The sequence below is a fragment of the Acidithiobacillus sp. HP-2 genome, from assembly GCF_015100155.1.
GTDB lineage: Bacteria > Pseudomonadota > Gammaproteobacteria > Acidithiobacillales > Acidithiobacillaceae > Acidithiobacillus.
This window is the reverse complement of sequence record NZ_JACKZA010000006.1, coordinates 36,867-51,776: the sequence shown is the minus strand read 5'-3', so window position 1 is coordinate 51,776 and position 14,910 is coordinate 36,867. Positions and strand designations below refer to the sequence as shown.

Here is a 14,910-nt window from a genome sequence, read left to right as displayed (position 1 = left end):
TGCGTCTACACAAACGCAACTCATCCATTTGCCCAGGTATCTGACCACCAATGGGCGGTTTCCGCTCCGTTGCCGCCATTCGCCCTGCAGCCAGGAGTGACAGCAACGCAGCGGAAGCGGTCATTCGCGCCCAGATTGGGAACGGGTTAATATTTGCCAATATCAGGCATCAGGCAAATCGGCCGGGCCATCCCGAAGCTTTGAGTAATAATTTGGCACCACATTAGCCAAGGGAGTCCCTATCTCTTGCGGCCTTGGTACGGCCGCAAGAGATTATTTCCAGCGCATGGTTGCTTCTCCTTCGTACAACGGAAAAATCTGTTTCTTGGTTATATGACCTGGTATTCGTGCAAACGAGTCAGGGTCAAAGAGCCGACCAAGATAAATACACGCTAAGGACAAAGGGAGGAAGGACCGTGCGGCAGATTGGATTTGACAAGAAATTCACCCTTCTGGTGCAAAAGTCTCATCTAACAAAGAACACAATTCAAGGGCAGGAACAAGCTGCTGCGTCATTGGAAAGAGCAGAACGGCAATTGCGCGATATGTGGGGAGAAAATCCCACGGGAAACCGGGTGGCATCTTCATCGCCAGAAATTGGAAGTGGTAACAACCGGATTCTGAAAGGGGTCTTAGTAGAGGCTTGAGCCGTGTGAGGGGAAAGTCTCAAGCACGGTTCTTAGGGGGGGATGGTCCAACAATGGCCTGTCCCTACCCAACTCCATATAAGTAACGAAATACATTAATAGACTTAAAATTGAATAGACAATAAATTGTTAACATTCGTTTTTACCGCGCTCTGGTCTGACGCAGCCGTCTGCGGCACATGCGCCAGATAACCCAGATGCGCCAGCCCTGCATGATGCCAAAATAAGCGAGCAGAGCGAGGGCGGTGCCCAGTATCAGGCTGCCTATCCAGGTAACCAGATAGGCATGCCAGAGCCGGTCACCCATCGCCAGAATGCCAATATCACCATGAAATATTTGATGAATATCACGATAATGAATGGTGATGGCAGGAGCGATGCCCAACTGGGTGAGTAGCCAGAAACCGAGTTCATAACAAGCGAAAAAAAACGGTATGATGGTCAGAGGGCCCGTGACCACGAAAGGCATTGCTACCCCTACCGGAATGTAGGCCCGCCGCCAGAGACTGAGCAACAGGATGCTGAACACTTGCCCAAAAAAAGGCAGGCTTCCAATAAAAGTCCCAATGGCGGCAGCACGAGCGACGCTATGGCGATGCGGGTGCCAGAGCATCGGGCGTGCCAGATAATGGGTAAAACGTCCGAGGGGACGTTTTTTGAGGATTTCCTTACGGGTGGGAAGGCTGACAAATGCGGGTAGGCGCAATGGGAATTTCCAAAACAATATTCGCCTTAGTGTAGCCAAGCACTTGCCTGGAACCAAATCCTGGTCGTCCTTGGTGTTAAACAGCGCTTGAGATTTATCAGTTTTTAGCAGAAAACAGCGTCAAAATGCTTTGCCCTTGACCTGACATGTATTCCACAAAATATGTCAATCTATCCAAGTGGTTAAATATTCATTTTTAACAAAGTCGCATGGTAAATGCATGATGCTGACATATGGCAAAAGATGACGCTGATTAACAGTGGGGCAACACGAATTCCGCATTGAGCCGTTTTCGATAAATGAAATCTTCCATGGCATCACGGGAAGCAAACCGGGTGTGCACGTCAACGAATATCGCCATATTGGGGTGCGGCATCGTTGTCAGGTCGTGCTTCTCCGTAAAGTGCTGCAATGCCTTGGTGGCCGCCGTGACGGCAAGATCGTGATGATCGTCGCGATGATCTGGTATAGACCATTCAGCCATCCTGATTTTGGATTCGATGATCGCGGCTCCACGCCGAATGGCCTCAGAGATGATCTGGTTCATCGTGTGATTTTGTCGGGGGGTCAACTGGATGCTTTGCGACCAGCGCATAAGGCGGATGGCCACCTGTGCGCTGCAGTCGTATCCCTTCGGCGCAAAGTCACTCCCGCGCAGGTCTTCCAGAAATCGCTTTGGCTCTGAAAAGAATGGGCCAAGGTCGATCAGGTAGGATGCCAGGTCTCTGGTCGCGCTTCGGGCGCAAGCGGAGCGGACGGGATGCGGGTTCAGCTTGGGGTGACCTTCTGAGAAGTGATCCATCAGCAGGTGCTGCTCATGATTTCTGTTCATGATTCACCCCGCAGACAGATAGCCGTATCGGATTTGCACCCCCTCCCCCGGCGATGGCTCTGCCAGTCAAAGAGCAGCAGGCCGCCATTTTGACACAGCCGATCGAAGGCGGCCGGACCCAGATATTTCTCCACGCCCTCCATATTCTCGTTGGACAGGATAAGGGTCGGCTTCAGGTCGCGGTACCGGTGATCGATCACCTCGAAGAGATGCACCCGCTCACCATCGCTGCCGAAGGTTTTCCCGATCTCGTCGATAATGAGCAGACCCACTTCCGCAAACCCACGGATAACCTCCAGCTCCGTACTGTTGCCGATTCCCCGCTGCCAGGTCTGGCGGATCCGGGCAATGATGTCGTAGGCCGTGACCTGGAGCACGCTGTACCCTTTGGACAGCACCACGTGGGCGATGGCAGACGCCAGGTGGTTCTTGCCCGTGCCAGGATTCCCGCAGAGGATGAGGCAGGATCCCTTTTGGGCGCGCTCTTCGAAATGATCTGCGTAGTCCCGGCAGACGTCGAGGGCCGTCTGCTGACCCGGGACCTCGACCACGTAGTTGTCGAAGCCGCAGTCAAGGTAGCGCTTTGGGATGGCCGCGCTCTCCATGAGCCGGCGGGAGGCATGCTCCGCCGCGCACACCGGACAGACCGGTGACAGGTAGCGGATGACGTCCCGCTCATCCACCATGGAGATCGGATAGCGGCCATGGCGCGCGCACTCGCGGTACTGGGGATGACGGTCGGGCAGGATCGCCTCATTGGTAGAGTCGAATCCCCATTTGGCAAGGAGATCCCTGGCAGCATCGCCCGCAGGGACGGATGGCTGATGGTGGATATCGGACTTCTTTTCCATGGCGGCTCTCCTACAGTCTGACATAATGAGATTTGGCAACGGCGATGGGCGGCAGCAGAGAGCGGTTGGGCGGCCCCGCTGCCGGCTGGCTCTTTCCTCCTTTCCCTGAAGATTTCCCAGGATCTTTCAGCATTGCAGAGATGTAGCCGACATGGATGCCGCCGCCTTTTTTCTCCAAGGCGATCTCCGCCGCAGCCAGAATGTGCTCATCGGAATGGCGTGCACACATCTCCTGCACAACGACCATGTGAGGGGCTGCACGAACACCAAGTGCCCGTAGTTTCTTGCATAATGTGCCTTCGCGGGTTGCGGTCGGCGGTGGAGAGGACTCTGTGGGTGGCGTTTCCTGAAACGTTTCACCCGCCGTTTCGGAAACGTTATCAACGTTTCTTCTCTCTCTCTTTTCTCCCTCTCCTTCTTTTCTATGAAACGTTTCAGCCGTTTCTGGAAACGTTTCCGTGAAACGGCCTTGAGACGTTTCAATCGTTTCATCGGCTTGGGTAGAGTGTGCTTCCTCAGTTCTGATAGACTGAGCGCTTTCCTGTTTGGCCCTTTGTGCCGCCCGCCAGCGACGAAGGCGCTCACGATCCTTGGCGCGCGGGTCCGAAGGGCTTGATGTCGGCTGTTGAGTCTTGTTACCCCAGGCATCGAGTACCATTTCCGCAAGCACGGGATGGTACAGGCGGCCATCGGAGCAAAGGGAGAAGCCATGCAATGCAATCGTTTTGACTTTCATCCACCGTCGGAGAGAACCCCGATATCCAGCGAGGCAAGCCAGGATCCTGTCATCGTTGGGAAGACTGCCAGCCGGTACCTGCCGCATGGATTCGGTCCACAGCTTTACCGCTGCGCCGAACTCCTCATTGCTGGCCAGGTGGATGAAGTCGCTGGAATGGAGTCGGCTCAGGTCCAGCTTCATCCAACAATAGGAACGCAGATCAATGTCGGCTGATACAGGTGGGGGCGGAAGCGCTGAACAATCCAGTTCTTGTGCGTCATTTGGAATTGGCATGGTCTCTTCCAGCCTTCTCAGCCCTGCGAATGGGCGCCAGGAATGATCGCGCGGCTGAAAACGCAATCCGGGTGCCCCCGTTGCCTGGCATAGAAGTCGTAGTAGTCGATTGGTGTCTCATGTGGCTCCCCGGTCTCTGATCTCATCCAAGGGGCCGAAAATGTCGGGCCGGAGTTCGGCACGGGTGACAACGCCGGCGGTGGCGCGCTCGATGGCGATGGCGCGGGCGAGGGGAACTCCTCGACGCCGCCAGTGGCTAACTGCCATAGGGCAAACTCCTAGCGTGCGCGCGAGCGATGACTGGGAGCCAAAATGTGACACTGCACGGTCAAGTCCATTCATGAGGCAAAGTATAACCACAATGGTGACACTGTCAACACAGCGGTGCTTCCCTGCTTGTGAGCTAAGGGGAACAATCAACGCATGAAAAACCGAAAACCTACAGGATCTACAATTGCTATTGCCATGCTGGAATCGGACAGGCAGAAACGCGGCTTATCCAAGCGCCGCTATGCGCTAGATGTTCTCCAGCTCAAAGATGCACAGAACTATCAACACTGGGAGGAACGCGGGGTTCCCAGAAAGGAGCTGGTCAGGTTATCCAATATACTGGGAGTTCCTGCTGAGACCCTTGATGCACTTGGAGGACAGGGCATTCACAGCCAGTTGGAAAAGTCTGGTGTGACTGAAAGTGTGGATGTCAGTGCGTGGTATCCAGGCGAGGAACCAGTGCCGGATGGTTATGCCGCCATAGAGGCCGTATTACTGGAAGTTGGAGCGGGTAATCGGCTAGTTGTCACTGATGCACCAGAAAAGAAGTTGAGACTATACGACGCTGATTTCTTTGTGACTAGACGTTGTGTGCTGAACGCGTGCAAGGCGTACCGGGTGCGAGGGGAAAGCATGAGCCCCTTCATTTTTGACAATGACTGGATTGTTGTAGACACCCGCCGGCGCGTTCCGCCCGGACCGGGCGTGACAGATCCACGATTGTGTACTTTTGTCCTGCGCGTAGACGCTGAAGTAATGGTTAAAATGGTTCACCGGCTCCCGGACGGATCATTGCGGGTTAGCTCCATCAACCAGGACCCGGTATACGCTCCTTTTTCAGTCCCTGAGAACCGCTTAGATTCCGTGGAGATCTGGGGAGGCTACTTGGAGCGTAGTGGCGGCAGACCGATGAGGTGATGGATTAGGTACCTATCGTTGTTATAACCATTATGTTGACATTGTAACCTTTGCGGTTATAATTTCTTCATCGAAGCCGCCCTTCCCTCGCGGCATCATGGAGACCAGCAGCCATGCAAAGAACCACGCTTGATGATGAACCAATCAGGCAGGGGTTTCACCCCAATGCGGACGGGGTTGTCCCACTGCACCTAATCCCTCTCAGATTTACTCAGAAACACGCACCGGTTTCCGTCGCCTACCGCGACGGCGCTGTACTGACTTTCCTCTTCGATCGCTCCACACCCATTGTCGACCTCATGGCCATGATCTCACGCGCCGGCACGGTGCAGAAGGTGGTGCTCTGATGCAGCGCACCCGCCTGTTCATAGTCACAAGGAAGGGCCCAAAGCAACGGAGCCGTTTGGAGTTGCTGCTTAGCCGGATACTCCTGTGTGCACCGAGAGGGTCCTTTCTGTTTCGGGTGCCAGGCCGCATCGGGAGAGACGCGCGTGGTGACACCCCCTCACGGTGGTGCTCTGTTGTACTCTGGAACGAGGTGGCATCATGATCCAGATCGCAAAGGACGCCTCACGTCTTGGCATACTCATCCGGCCCAACGGCACCCGGCTACCCATAACAGGGCTTCAATCCGAAGGGACAACTTCAGTAACAGGTATTTACTTGGGGTTCGAGACGGCCATTGGTGCCATCATTGCTTTCGGATACTCTCCGGAAGATTCTACGCCAACACCTTCCGAAGTTTGGGAAAACGCTGCGGGAAGGTATCAGGCACAGGCCCCGCTGGCAGTCCATTTTGGGAGCTGATCCATGAGCGCCCTACCCCTAAAAGAGCCCTCTCGCCGAATCACGCGCAATAACGGCGGGAGCTTCCGCGTGGCAGACTGGATTTTGGAATCATGGCTACTTTTCTAACGCCGGAAGATCTATATAGCCTCACAGGACTGAAGACCAAGCCTGGGCAGGTCAGATGGCTATGTGACCATGGTTACAGGCATGAAGTGGCGGCAACCGGGCGACCAGTGGTACTTTGGGCAGAGGTCGAACGTCATCTCGTTGGATCAGGGGCAATGCCCAGACGTAATGGGCCGAGACTGGATGTTCTGAAGCAGGAGACACGACAACATGGGACGGCATAGATCGTCACACCATAACCTACCGCCAAGGATGCACCAGAAAGGCAAGGTATACTATTACGTCACGCTCGTCGCCGGAAAGCGCCAGTGGACCAGGCTCGCAGATAATTATCCTGAGGCCGTTGCCAAGTGGGCCGAGATGGAAGGACATAATGCCTCCGGCTCCACGATGGGACAGGCCATAGATCGCTATATCGGTACGGAGCTATCCAAGCTCGCAGAGTCCACCAGAAAGGAATACATCCGTCAATCCGCGCGGCTGCGCTCCGTGTTTGGGCACATGCAGATCGTCGAGGTGAGAGGTATGGATATCGCCGCTTATCTGGACCAGCATCCATCACCTGTTGCAGCCAATCGCGAGATGGCCCTTCTTTCAACGGTCTTCTCCTTTGCCATTCGATGGGGCTGGTGTGAACACAATCCAACCAAAGGTGTCAGGCGAAACAAGGAAAAACCACGGGACCGCTACATCACTGACCAGGAGCTCGACCTTATCAGGTCACATGCAGATAGCCAGTGGCAGTGCATCATTGATATCGCCTACCTCACCGCCATGCGACGTGGCGATATCATGAGGCTTCGATTTTCGGATATCAACGGTGACTCTTTACTTATCAGTCAGGGCAAGACCGGGAAAAAGATGGACTTCATCATTACCAATGCATTGGACGAGGTGGTTGCACGTTCCAGGAGTTTGCGCCGCAGGGTAGGGTCGCTCTACTTCTTCTGCACACGAGATGGGCAACCCTATAGTGTGAGCGGTTGGAACAGTGCCTGGCGACGTATTGTGGCCAAATCTGGCGTGGAGGATATTCACTTTCATGACATACGAGCCAAGGCGCTTACTGACGCCAAGCGGGTCGCTGGAAGAGACTACGCGCAAGCCCTGGCCGGCCATGCCAGCGGCGATATGACTGAGGCATATATCAGAGCCAGAGAAGCGGAGCGGATCACCCCACTGAGCAGGATTGTAGAAAAAGGCGGTGATTGTAGAAAAAGAAATCAGGAAGATGCATCCTAACCCTTTGATTTATTGGTCGGGGCGAGAGGATTTGAACCTCCGACCACCTGAACCCCATTCAGGTGCGCTACCAGGCTGCGCTACGCCCCGCAAGAGCCGCTACTCTAATGCTTCGCTGGCGTCGGGTCAATGCTTGCCGGCACATATTTTTATCAATTCGGACAATTCAGTCCGCAGGTAGGTCAGGCGGTTGCCCGTGCTGGAATGCAGGCCGGAGGCATTATCCTCCATTTCGAATTCCAGTTGTGCCGCTGAGACCGGATGCCCGTGACTGGATTCGTTGCGCAGCCCCTGAAGTCGTTCACGAGCGCCGTGGATGGTGTAACCTTCTCCATATAGAAGCTCACGAATCTGTCGCACCAATAGTAAGTCGTGGCGCTGGTAATAACGGCGATTACCTTTTCTTTTCAGCGGACTGAGTAGCGGAAATTCCTGCTCCCAATAGCGCAGTACATGGGCCTTTACCCCACAAAGCAGAGACGCCTCGCTAATGGAGAAATACCGTTTTTCAGGAATTTCTGGTAGCGCGGCGAGCTCTTTGCCAGCTTTACCCTTAGCCGTTATCTGGTTCGCTACCATTGACGTAGGCTTTGAGCTTCTGGCTCGGATGGAAAGTCACCACCCGCCGTGCGGTGATGGTAATTTCCACGCCGGTTTTGGGATTACGTCCTGGGCGGGGGTTTTTATCGCGCAGGGTGAAATTACCAAAGCCGGAGAGTTTCACTTCTTCGCCCTGGGCCAGGTTTTCGCGAATATGATCAAACATGGCTTCCACAACACCTTTGGCTTCACGCTTGTTCAAGCCCATGGTTTCAAACAACATATCAACAATTTCTGCTTTCGTGACGGCCACTTTCTTTTCTCCCTATGCCCTGAGTTCTATGGAGCCGATTTGCTTCACTGCTGTGAGCATTCGCTCCAGTTCCATTTGTACATCAGCCTCAGTCAGCGTACGCTCACGATCCTGCAAAATGAGCGCAAATGCCAAACTGTAGGTCCCTGCCGGCAGGGATTCCCCCTGATAGCGATCAAAAATACGAATTTCCTGCAGCACCGCACTGGCAGCCTGCTGCATTGCCGCCAGAACTGCTCCTGCCTCAATGTTTTCGGGTATGACCAACGCCATATCCCGGCGCAAGGCAGGATAGGGTGACAACGCCGTAAAATGCCGCCCTTTCTGCAAATGTTCCAGCATCTCTATGTCCAGATAGAAGAAAAAGGCCGATTTGTCCAGGTCATAGCGCGCTGCGAGGGTCGGATGCAGAGCCCCGAGCATCCCGATTCGGCGGCCTTCAACCAGAATTTCTGCGGCCTGTCCGGGATGCAGCGCATGCTCAGTGGACAGGGTCTGGAACTCAAAATGGGTTTGTGGCCATAACGCCAGAATGGCGGCTACATCCCCTTTAAGATCAAAAAAATCCACATCCCGGGTGGGTTGCGCCCAGTTTTCACGATCTGCAGCGCCCCAGATACAACCCGCCAGGATCATGCTCTGTCGATCTGCCGAATAGACTCGCCCCATTTCAAAAAAACGAATACGATCCTGCTGACGCTTCGCATTAAATTGCAAGGTCTGCAACAAACCCGGCCAGAGGCTGGCACGCATCACCGCCAGGTCTGCTGACAAGGGGTTCAGCAAGGCGGGTGCATCCGCATTCGGCTGGAAATCATCCTGAGATTCCTGGCTGATAAAACTGTAGGTAATGACTTCGTGATAATCGCGGGCCTGCAAAATATGGCGCAATCTCTGAGATGATGACGGCTTATCGGGAACCGCCCGCAAGATGCCACGCGGGCGATGGGCTGGAAGACGGTCATAACCGTAAATTCTTCCCACCTCTTCAATGAGATCTGCCTCAATCCGCAGATCAAAACGATGGCTGGGGGCAGTGGCCTGCCAACCATCCTGCGCCGGATGGATCTGCAGACCCAAACGCGTCAGCAACTGCTCAACGTCGGTCGCCGCGTAGGGCATTCCCATCACCCGCTCAAGACGTTTTTGCCGCAATGAAATTTCGGCGGAAGCTGGCAACTGGCCCTTCAGGGTAAATGAACGGGAGGCACGCAATTGCGCGGCGGCCAGCTCCATCATTTGCGCGAGCACGCCTCTGGCCACCTGCGGAGCCAGATTAAAATCCACGCCCCGCTCGTAGCGCATGGCGGCATCGGTTTGCAAACCCAGTCGACGTGCGCGGCCCTGAATGACCTTGGGTTGGAAAAACGCCGCTTCCAGAATAATGGAACCGGTTTGCGCGGTCACACTGCTACGGCGTCCGCCGATAATACCCGCGAGTGCCAATGGTCCCTGCGCGTCGGCAATGACCAGCATATCAGGCTCCAGGTTCAGATCGCGGCCATCCAGCGCATCAAGGACTTCTCCGGTCCTGGCCCAGCGTACACACAGGCCACCCTGAATCGTATCAGCATCAAAAGCGTGCAAAGGCTGACCGGTATCAAACATCCAGAGGTTCAGCAAGTCCACCATCGGGTGGATACTGCGCTGACCGGCACGGCGCAAACGCTCACGCAAAAAATCCGGCAAGCGATTTGGTACGCCGTCAATCCACAATGCGGTATAACTGGGGCAGGCTGTTCTGGCTTCAGCATCTATGGATACAGAATAATCACCCTGCACGGGGTGTTGGGTGGAGTCCTGCTGAGACCACTCGGGGCCTTGCGTGACAGCCTGGGGATCATGCAGTTGCTGCGCCCCGAGGGCATACAGATCACGTGCCACGCCCTTTATGGACAGGGCATCACCACGATTAGGGGTAATGCCCAAAGTCAGAATTTCATCATCCAAATGCAGGTAGGTCCGCAGATCTGCACCTACGGGAGCCTCTGCATCCAGAATCAACAATCCGCTACTGCCATCTTCCAGACCCAGCTCACCGGCCGCACAAAGCATGCCCTCCGAACGCACCCCGCGCAGTTCCGAAATGCCTATTTTTTTATTACCCGGCAACTCCGCACCCGGCAAGGCCAGGGGTACCCGCTGCCCTTCAGCCAGATTTGCAGCCCCACAGACAATCGTCCGCAGGGTACCGTCACCAGCGTCTACCTGAGCGATTCGTAGCTTGTCGGCTTCCGGATGCGCTGCCACGCTTTGTACCGCCGCAACGACCACAGAATGAAAAGGCGGAGCAGCAGGCTCGATAGCCTCTACCTCAATTCCACCCATAGTCAGCCGACGCGCGATTTCTTCCGTATTCCAGGAAAAATCCAACCAATCACGAAGCCACTGAATACTGATACGCATAGCCTTCGCTCCTCAGGAAAACTGCTTGAGAAAGCGCAGATCGTTCTCAAAAAAGAGACGCAAATCATTGACCCCATAACGCAGCATGGTCAGTCTTTCGATGCCCATGCCAAAAGCAAAACCGCCGAATTGTTCGCCATCTACTCCGGCACCAGCCAGTACCGCTGGATGCACCATGCCGCAGCCCAGCACTTCCAGCCAGCCGGTTTGCTTGCAAACCCGACAACCTGAACCACCACAGATGACGCAGCCCACATCCACTTCCGCAGAAGGCTCCGTAAAGGGAAAATAGGAAGGCCGAAAGCGCACCGGCAAATCCGGTTTGGCAAAAAAACTCTGAAGAAAATCTTCCAGCAGGCCACGCAAATCAGCAAAACTGGCTTCTTCATCAAGAAGCAGGCCTTCCACCTGATGGAACATGGGCGTATGGGTAATATCGGAATCCCTCCGGTAAACGCGTCCCGTTGCAATCATCCGCAAAGGCGGCTGCTGCTGCTCGAGATAGCGAATTTGTACGGGAGAGGTATGCGTACGCAACACCCGATTCTGGTCAAAGTAGAACGTATCGTGCATCGCCCGCGCTGGATGATCTTCGGGAATATTCAGCGCTTCAAAATTATGATAATCGTCTTCTATTTCGGGACCATCACTAATTTCAAAACCCAAACCGGAAAAATATTGCTCTATCCATTCGAGTGTCTGACGGATGGGATGACTGCTCCCCAGCGCAATACGCCTTCCGGGCAGAGAGACATCTATTCGCTCAGCCTCCAGGCGGGCTTGAATCCGTGCAGTTTCCAGTACGGTCCGGCGGGATTGCAGCAGATTCTGCACTTCCTCCTTGCGCACATTCAGTAATTGTCCGGCTTCACGGCGCGATTCTGGAGATAATTGTCCGAGTTGCTGCATGGCCTGGGTCAACAGCCCCTTTTTCCCTAACCAGTGCAGACGAATTTGTTCCAGCGCAGCAAGATCTGCAGCGGCCGCAATATCACGCGTGGCCTCTGCAAGGGAAGCTATGGAAGACAGCGACATATCCACAGCCTCCGTCACAATTAAGCGGCCAGCTGGCCTTTAGCCACCTCAACCAGACGGGTAAACGCCAGCTTGTCGCGCACCGCAATATCCGCAAGGACCTTGCGATCCAGCTGAATGCCGGCACGCAACAAACCATTCATGAAACGGCTGTAGCTAAGCCCTTCTGAACGCGCTGCGGCATTGATGCGCACAATCCAGAGGCTGCGGAAGTCCCGCTTCTTGGTACGACGATCCCGGTATTCATAAGTCAGGGCCTTCATCACCGCCTGATGGGCGATGCGGAAGTTGCTTTTACGTTGACCACGGAATCCCTTGGCGCGAGCCAGGACTTTTTTGTGACGGGCGTGGGCGGTTACGCCACGTTTTACTCTAGGCATGGTACGATTCCTCTGTCATCAAGCGTAGGGAAGCATGCGCCGCAAGGCAGCCTGATCGCTTCCCGAAGTCACCAAGGTGTGGCGCAGATGACGCTTCCGCTTGGTCGTTTTTTTGGTCAGGATGTGGTTCAAAAACGCCTGACGATGCTTAAATTTGCCGGATCCGGTGCGCTTGAAACGCTTGGCCGCTCCGCGATTGCTCTTCATTTTTGGCACGATGCTCTCCTATTTTTTCCGTGGGGCGACAATCATCACCATTTGCCGTCCCTCCATGCGTGGCCGTTGTTCAACCACCCCGACTTCTGCTAAATCCTTTTCTACCCGGTTGAGCAGTTCCATGCCCAGTTCCGGGTGAGACATCTCACGACCGCGAAAGCGCAGGGTAATTTTGGCCCGGTCTCCATCATCAATAAAACGCATGATATTACGGAGCTTGATCTGGTAATCGGCATCATCCGTACGCGGACGGAATTTGATTTCCTTTACCTGGGTCTGCTTTTGCCGACGCTTCGCTTCATGCTGACGCTTGCTTTCCTGAAAGCGAAACTTGCCGTAATCCATGATCCTGCAAACAGGTGGTTCCGCCTGTGGAGCAATTTCCACCAGATCCAGCTCGGCTTCTTCTGCGGCCGACAAGGCTTCCATAACGGAAACCACACCCATTTGTTCACCTTCCACCCCTATCAGCCGGACCCGCGCTGCGGTAATTTCCCGGTTGATATTGACTTCTTTCTCCGTCGCGATCGCCTTATCCTCCTCGCTAGCCTTGCCACTCCAGGGTATTCTGCCGCTCCTGATGCATTTTCTGCAGAGCGGTGCCCAGCGCAGCAATGCCATGGGAACCCAAGTCCTGACCGTTCCGATCCCTGAGCGCCACGGTTCCCGCTTCCTGTTCGCGTTCTCCGACGACCAGCATATAGGGCACCCGGCGCAGGGTGTGGGCGCGTATCTTATAACCTATCTTCTCGTTTCTCAAGTCCGTTTCGACACGGAGGCCGAGTTTGCTCAATGCTGCAGTGACAGATTCCGCATATTCGACAAAATGCTCACTGATCGGAAGCACCGCAACCTCCACGGGTGACAGCCACAACGGGAATTTTCCTTCGTAATGTTCGATGAGCACCCCGAAAAAGCGCTCCACGGAACCAAATATGGCGCGATGCACCATGATAGGCACCTGCCGCGAACCATCTTCGGCCACATACTCCATCCCGAAACGCTCGGGCAAATTAAAATCGAGCTGGATGGTGCTGCACTGCCATTTACGGCCAATGGCATCCTGAATTTTCAGATCGATTTTCGGCCCGTAAAAAGCTCCGCCCCCTTCATCCACCCGATATTCAAGGCCTGCACGTTCCAAGGCCGTCTGCAAAGCCTGGGTAGCTGTTTCCCAGATGGCATCACTGCCCACGGAGTGCTCTGGCCGGGTGGAAAGGTTGATTTCGTAGCGGTCAAAACCAAAGGTGCCGAGAATTTTTTGAACCAGCGTCAGCACTTCGCCAATTTCCACCGCAATCTGATCAGGGCGACAGAATACATGGGCGTCATCCTGGGTAAAGCCGCGCACCCGCATCAAACCATGCAGTGCGCCAGACATTTCATGACGGTATACCGTCCCCAGTTCCGCCCAACGCAGGGGCAAATCCCGATAGGAACGCAACCTGTCTTTGTAAATCAGAATGTGAAAAGGACAGTTCATGGGCTTGAGCTGATACGGCTGGCCTTCGTCCTGCATGGGATCAAACATGGATTCCGCGTAGAAGTCCTTGTGCCCAGAGGTATGCCACAGCTGCTCATGGGCAATATGCGGAGTAAACAGTAATTCATAGCCCCCATCCACGTGGGCACTGCGCCAGAAGTCCTCAATGACTCGCCGGATCCGGGCACCCATAGGATGCCAGAAAACCAATCCGCCCCCAGCATCTTCCTGGATGGAGAACAAATCCAGTTCGGTGCCAATACGGCGATGATCGCGCTTTTCAGCTTCAGCCAGTTGCTGCAAATAGGCGTCCAGATCTTTCTGGCTCGCCCAGGCCGTTCCATAAATCCGCTGCAACATGGGATTGCGGGAGTCTCCACGCCAGTAGGCTCCGGCCACCCGCTGCAACTTGAAGGCACCCAGTGATCCGGTAAAAGGCACATGAGGACCCCGGCAGAGATCTACGAAATCACCCTGGCGGTACAAACTTAATGCTTCACTGGCCGGAATATCACGGATAATCTGGACCTTGTAGTCTTCACCCATGCTCTCGAAGAGATCAATGGCGGCATCACGAGACAATACTTCGCGCTGGACGGCAAGATTCTGCTTCACCAGTTCGCGCATCCGGTTTTCAATGGCGGCAAGATCTTCCACCGTAAAGCTGCGCGCACTGGCAAAATCATAATAAAAGCCGTTTTCAATCACCGGGCCGATAGTCACCTGAACACCCGGAAACAGCGATTGAACCGCCTGCGCCAGCAAATGCGCAGTCGAGTGGCGAATCACTTCCAGACCTTCGGGACTGTCCTTGGTGATAATGGCTACAGCCACATTCTCATCCAGCACCGTGGAAAGATCCTTGAGGGTACCATCGACGCGCATGACTACTGCTGCCTTGGCGAGTCCGCTGCCGATAGTGCGCGCCAGTTCCAGCCCGGTGAGAGGTTCAGGGAACTGTCGATGACTACCGTCTGGCAACTGAATGTCTGGCATATGCCCCCTCCAAAGAAAAAGCACCAGAGAGATTCCTCCCTCTGGTGCGGGATTTGGTAGGCACGGGCGGTTTCGAACCGCCGACCTCTACCGTGTCAAGGTAGCGCTCTCCCCCTGAGCTACGCGCCTGCAGCCCGCAAATGTACCC

At 54.8% G+C, this 14,910-nt stretch carries 19 protein-coding genes and 2 tRNA genes; 6 read left to right on the top strand and 15 right to left on the bottom strand.

Annotated features, from left to right (window positions below; all coding sequences use genetic code 11):
• Nucleotides 1–416 precede the first annotated feature (416 nt).
• Nucleotides 417–647: a hypothetical protein gene (locus tag H7F11_RS05955; RefSeq protein ID WP_193651678.1), complete on the top strand. Its 231-nt coding sequence runs from the start codon at nt 417–419 to the stop codon at nt 645–647.
• A gap of 142 nt (nt 648–789) precedes the next feature.
• Here H7F11_RS05955 and H7F11_RS05950 read toward each other — a convergent pair whose 3' ends face one another.
• The 5 genes from H7F11_RS05950 to H7F11_RS05930 form a co-directional block, all read right to left on the bottom strand.
• The gene (locus H7F11_RS05950; protein WP_193651677.1) at nt 790–1,353 is read right to left on the bottom strand and encodes a DUF2062 domain-containing protein; all 564 of its coding nucleotides are present in this window, start codon (nt 1,351–1,353) and stop codon (nt 790–792) included.
• A 253-nt stretch (nt 1,354–1,606) separates the two neighbouring features.
• Entirely contained in the window at nt 1,607–2,185 is a 579-nt protein-coding gene (locus tag H7F11_RS05945) for a hypothetical protein (RefSeq protein WP_227485302.1), read from the bottom strand.
• Nucleotides 2,182–3,036, bottom strand: coding sequence for an ATP-binding protein (locus H7F11_RS05940; protein ID WP_193651676.1), 855 nt, complete (start codon nt 3,034–3,036; stop codon nt 2,182–2,184). Before H7F11_RS05940 ends, H7F11_RS05945 begins: the two co-directional genes overlap by 4 nt.
• Before the next feature lie 10 nt (nt 3,037–3,046).
• Nucleotides 3,047–4,048: a YdaU family protein gene (locus H7F11_RS05935; protein WP_227485301.1), complete on the bottom strand. Its 1,002-nt coding sequence runs from the start codon at nt 4,046–4,048 to the stop codon at nt 3,047–3,049.
• A gap of 117 nt (nt 4,049–4,165) precedes the next feature.
• Complete coding sequence (locus H7F11_RS05930; protein WP_081576713.1) at nt 4,166–4,390, bottom strand: transcriptional regulator; 225 nt, start codon at nt 4,388–4,390, stop codon at nt 4,166–4,168.
• Nucleotides 4,391–4,471: 81 nt separating this feature from the next.
• Between H7F11_RS05930 and H7F11_RS05925 the strand changes: the two genes are divergently transcribed.
• From H7F11_RS05925 to H7F11_RS05905, 5 genes are all read left to right on the top strand, one after another.
• Nucleotides 4,472–5,236 (top strand): helix-turn-helix transcriptional regulator, encoded by a 765-nt coding sequence (locus tag H7F11_RS05925; RefSeq protein ID WP_193651674.1) that lies wholly within the window; start codon nt 4,472–4,474, stop codon nt 5,234–5,236.
• 113 nt (nt 5,237–5,349) lie between these two features.
• Nucleotides 5,350–5,583 (top strand): hypothetical protein, encoded by a 234-nt coding sequence (locus H7F11_RS05920; protein ID WP_010641749.1) that lies wholly within the window; start codon nt 5,350–5,352, stop codon nt 5,581–5,583.
• Between the two features lie 199 nt (nt 5,584–5,782).
• Nucleotides 5,783–6,043 carry a hypothetical protein gene (locus H7F11_RS05915; RefSeq protein ID WP_010641747.1) on the top strand — a complete coding sequence of 87 codons (261 nt, stop codon included), beginning with the start codon at nt 5,783–5,785 and terminating at the stop codon, nt 6,041–6,043.
• A 92-nt stretch (nt 6,044–6,135) separates the two neighbouring features.
• Nucleotides 6,136–6,375: a DUF4224 domain-containing protein gene (locus H7F11_RS17215; protein ID WP_077273075.1), complete on the top strand. Its 240-nt coding sequence runs from the start codon at nt 6,136–6,138 to the stop codon at nt 6,373–6,375.
• 28 nt (nt 6,376–6,403) lie between these two features.
• Nucleotides 6,404–7,393 (top strand): tyrosine-type recombinase/integrase, encoded by a 990-nt coding sequence (locus H7F11_RS05905; RefSeq protein WP_193651673.1) that lies wholly within the window; start codon nt 6,404–6,406, stop codon nt 7,391–7,393.
• A gap of 13 nt (nt 7,394–7,406) precedes the next feature.
• Here H7F11_RS05905 and H7F11_RS05900 read toward each other — a convergent pair.
• From H7F11_RS05900 to H7F11_RS05855, 10 genes are all read right to left on the bottom strand, one after another.
• Nucleotides 7,407–7,483: transfer RNA gene (locus H7F11_RS05900), tRNA-Pro, on the bottom strand.
• A 36-nt stretch (nt 7,484–7,519) separates the two neighbouring features.
• Nucleotides 7,520–7,972, bottom strand: a complete 453-nt coding sequence (locus H7F11_RS05895; RefSeq protein WP_193651672.1) for a MerR family transcriptional regulator — start codon at nt 7,970–7,972, stop codon at nt 7,520–7,522.
• Nucleotides 7,947–8,216 (bottom strand): integration host factor subunit alpha, encoded by a 270-nt coding sequence (locus tag H7F11_RS05890; protein WP_226831449.1) that lies wholly within the window; start codon nt 8,214–8,216, stop codon nt 7,947–7,949. The genes H7F11_RS05895 and H7F11_RS05890 overlap by 26 nt, the downstream gene beginning before the upstream one ends.
• A gap of 42 nt (nt 8,217–8,258) precedes the next feature.
• Nucleotides 8,259–10,652, bottom strand: a complete 2,394-nt coding sequence (gene pheT, locus H7F11_RS05885; protein ID WP_193651671.1) for a phenylalanine--tRNA ligase subunit beta — start codon at nt 10,650–10,652, stop codon at nt 8,259–8,261.
• A gap of 12 nt (nt 10,653–10,664) precedes the next feature.
• Entirely contained in the window at nt 10,665–11,687 is a 1,023-nt protein-coding gene (gene pheS, locus H7F11_RS05880; protein ID WP_193651670.1) for a phenylalanine--tRNA ligase subunit alpha, read from the bottom strand.
• Between the two features lie 20 nt (nt 11,688–11,707).
• Entirely contained in the window at nt 11,708–12,067 is a 360-nt protein-coding gene (gene rplT / locus H7F11_RS05875; protein ID WP_193651669.1) for a 50S ribosomal protein L20, read from the bottom strand.
• A gap of 18 nt (nt 12,068–12,085) precedes the next feature.
• Nucleotides 12,086–12,283, bottom strand: coding sequence for a 50S ribosomal protein L35 (gene rpmI / locus H7F11_RS05870; RefSeq protein ID WP_010641739.1), 198 nt, complete (start codon nt 12,281–12,283; stop codon nt 12,086–12,088).
• A 9-nt stretch (nt 12,284–12,292) separates the two neighbouring features.
• Nucleotides 12,293–12,811, bottom strand: a complete 519-nt coding sequence (infC, locus tag H7F11_RS05865; RefSeq protein WP_193651694.1) for a translation initiation factor IF-3 — start codon at nt 12,809–12,811, stop codon at nt 12,293–12,295.
• 16 nt (nt 12,812–12,827) lie between these two features.
• Nucleotides 12,828–14,762, bottom strand: a complete 1,935-nt coding sequence (gene thrS, locus H7F11_RS05860) for a threonine--tRNA ligase (protein WP_193651668.1) — start codon at nt 14,760–14,762, stop codon at nt 12,828–12,830.
• Nucleotides 14,763–14,816: 54 nt separating this feature from the next.
• Nucleotides 14,817–14,891 (bottom strand) — tRNA-Val (locus H7F11_RS05855).
• Between the last annotated feature and the right edge of the window lie 19 nt (nt 14,892–14,910).

Coding starts and splice junctions, on each gene's coding strand:
- H7F11_RS05945 (WP_227485302.1), bottom strand. CDS start 2,185: ATGAACAGAAATCATGAGCAGCACCTGCTGATGGATCACTTCTCAGAA.
- H7F11_RS05940 (WP_193651676.1), bottom strand. CDS start 3,036: ATGGAAAAGAAGTCCGATATCCACCATCAGCCATCCGTCCCTGCGGGC.
- H7F11_RS05935 (WP_227485301.1), bottom strand. CDS start 4,048: ATGCCAATTCCAAATGACGCACAAGAACTGGATTGTTCAGCGCTTCCG.
- H7F11_RS05930 (WP_081576713.1), bottom strand. CDS start 4,390: ATGAATGGACTTGACCGTGCAGTGTCACATTTTGGCTCCCAGTCATCG.
- H7F11_RS05925 (WP_193651674.1), top strand. CDS start 4,472: ATGAAAAACCGAAAACCTACAGGATCTACAATTGCTATTGCCATGCTG.
- H7F11_RS05920 (WP_010641749.1), top strand. CDS start 5,350: ATGCAAAGAACCACGCTTGATGATGAACCAATCAGGCAGGGGTTTCAC.
- H7F11_RS05915 (WP_010641747.1), top strand. CDS start 5,783: ATGATCCAGATCGCAAAGGACGCCTCACGTCTTGGCATACTCATCCGG.
- H7F11_RS17215 (WP_077273075.1), top strand. CDS start 6,136: ATGGCTACTTTTCTAACGCCGGAAGATCTATATAGCCTCACAGGACTG.
- H7F11_RS05905 (WP_193651673.1), top strand. CDS start 6,404: ATGCACCAGAAAGGCAAGGTATACTATTACGTCACGCTCGTCGCCGGA.
- H7F11_RS05895 (WP_193651672.1), bottom strand. CDS start 7,972: ATGGTAGCGAACCAGATAACGGCTAAGGGTAAAGCTGGCAAAGAGCTC.
- H7F11_RS05890 (WP_226831449.1), bottom strand. CDS start 8,216: ATGTTGTTTGAAACCATGGGCTTGAACAAGCGTGAAGCCAAAGGTGTT.
- pheT (WP_193651671.1), bottom strand. CDS start 10,652: ATGCGTATCAGTATTCAGTGGCTTCGTGATTGGTTGGATTTTTCCTGG.
- pheS (WP_193651670.1), bottom strand. CDS start 11,687: ATGTCGCTGTCTTCCATAGCTTCCCTTGCAGAGGCCACGCGTGATATT.
- rplT (WP_193651669.1), bottom strand. CDS start 12,067: ATGCCTAGAGTAAAACGTGGCGTAACCGCCCACGCCCGTCACAAAAAA.
- thrS (WP_193651668.1), bottom strand. CDS start 14,762: ATGCCAGACATTCAGTTGCCAGACGGTAGTCATCGACAGTTCCCTGAA.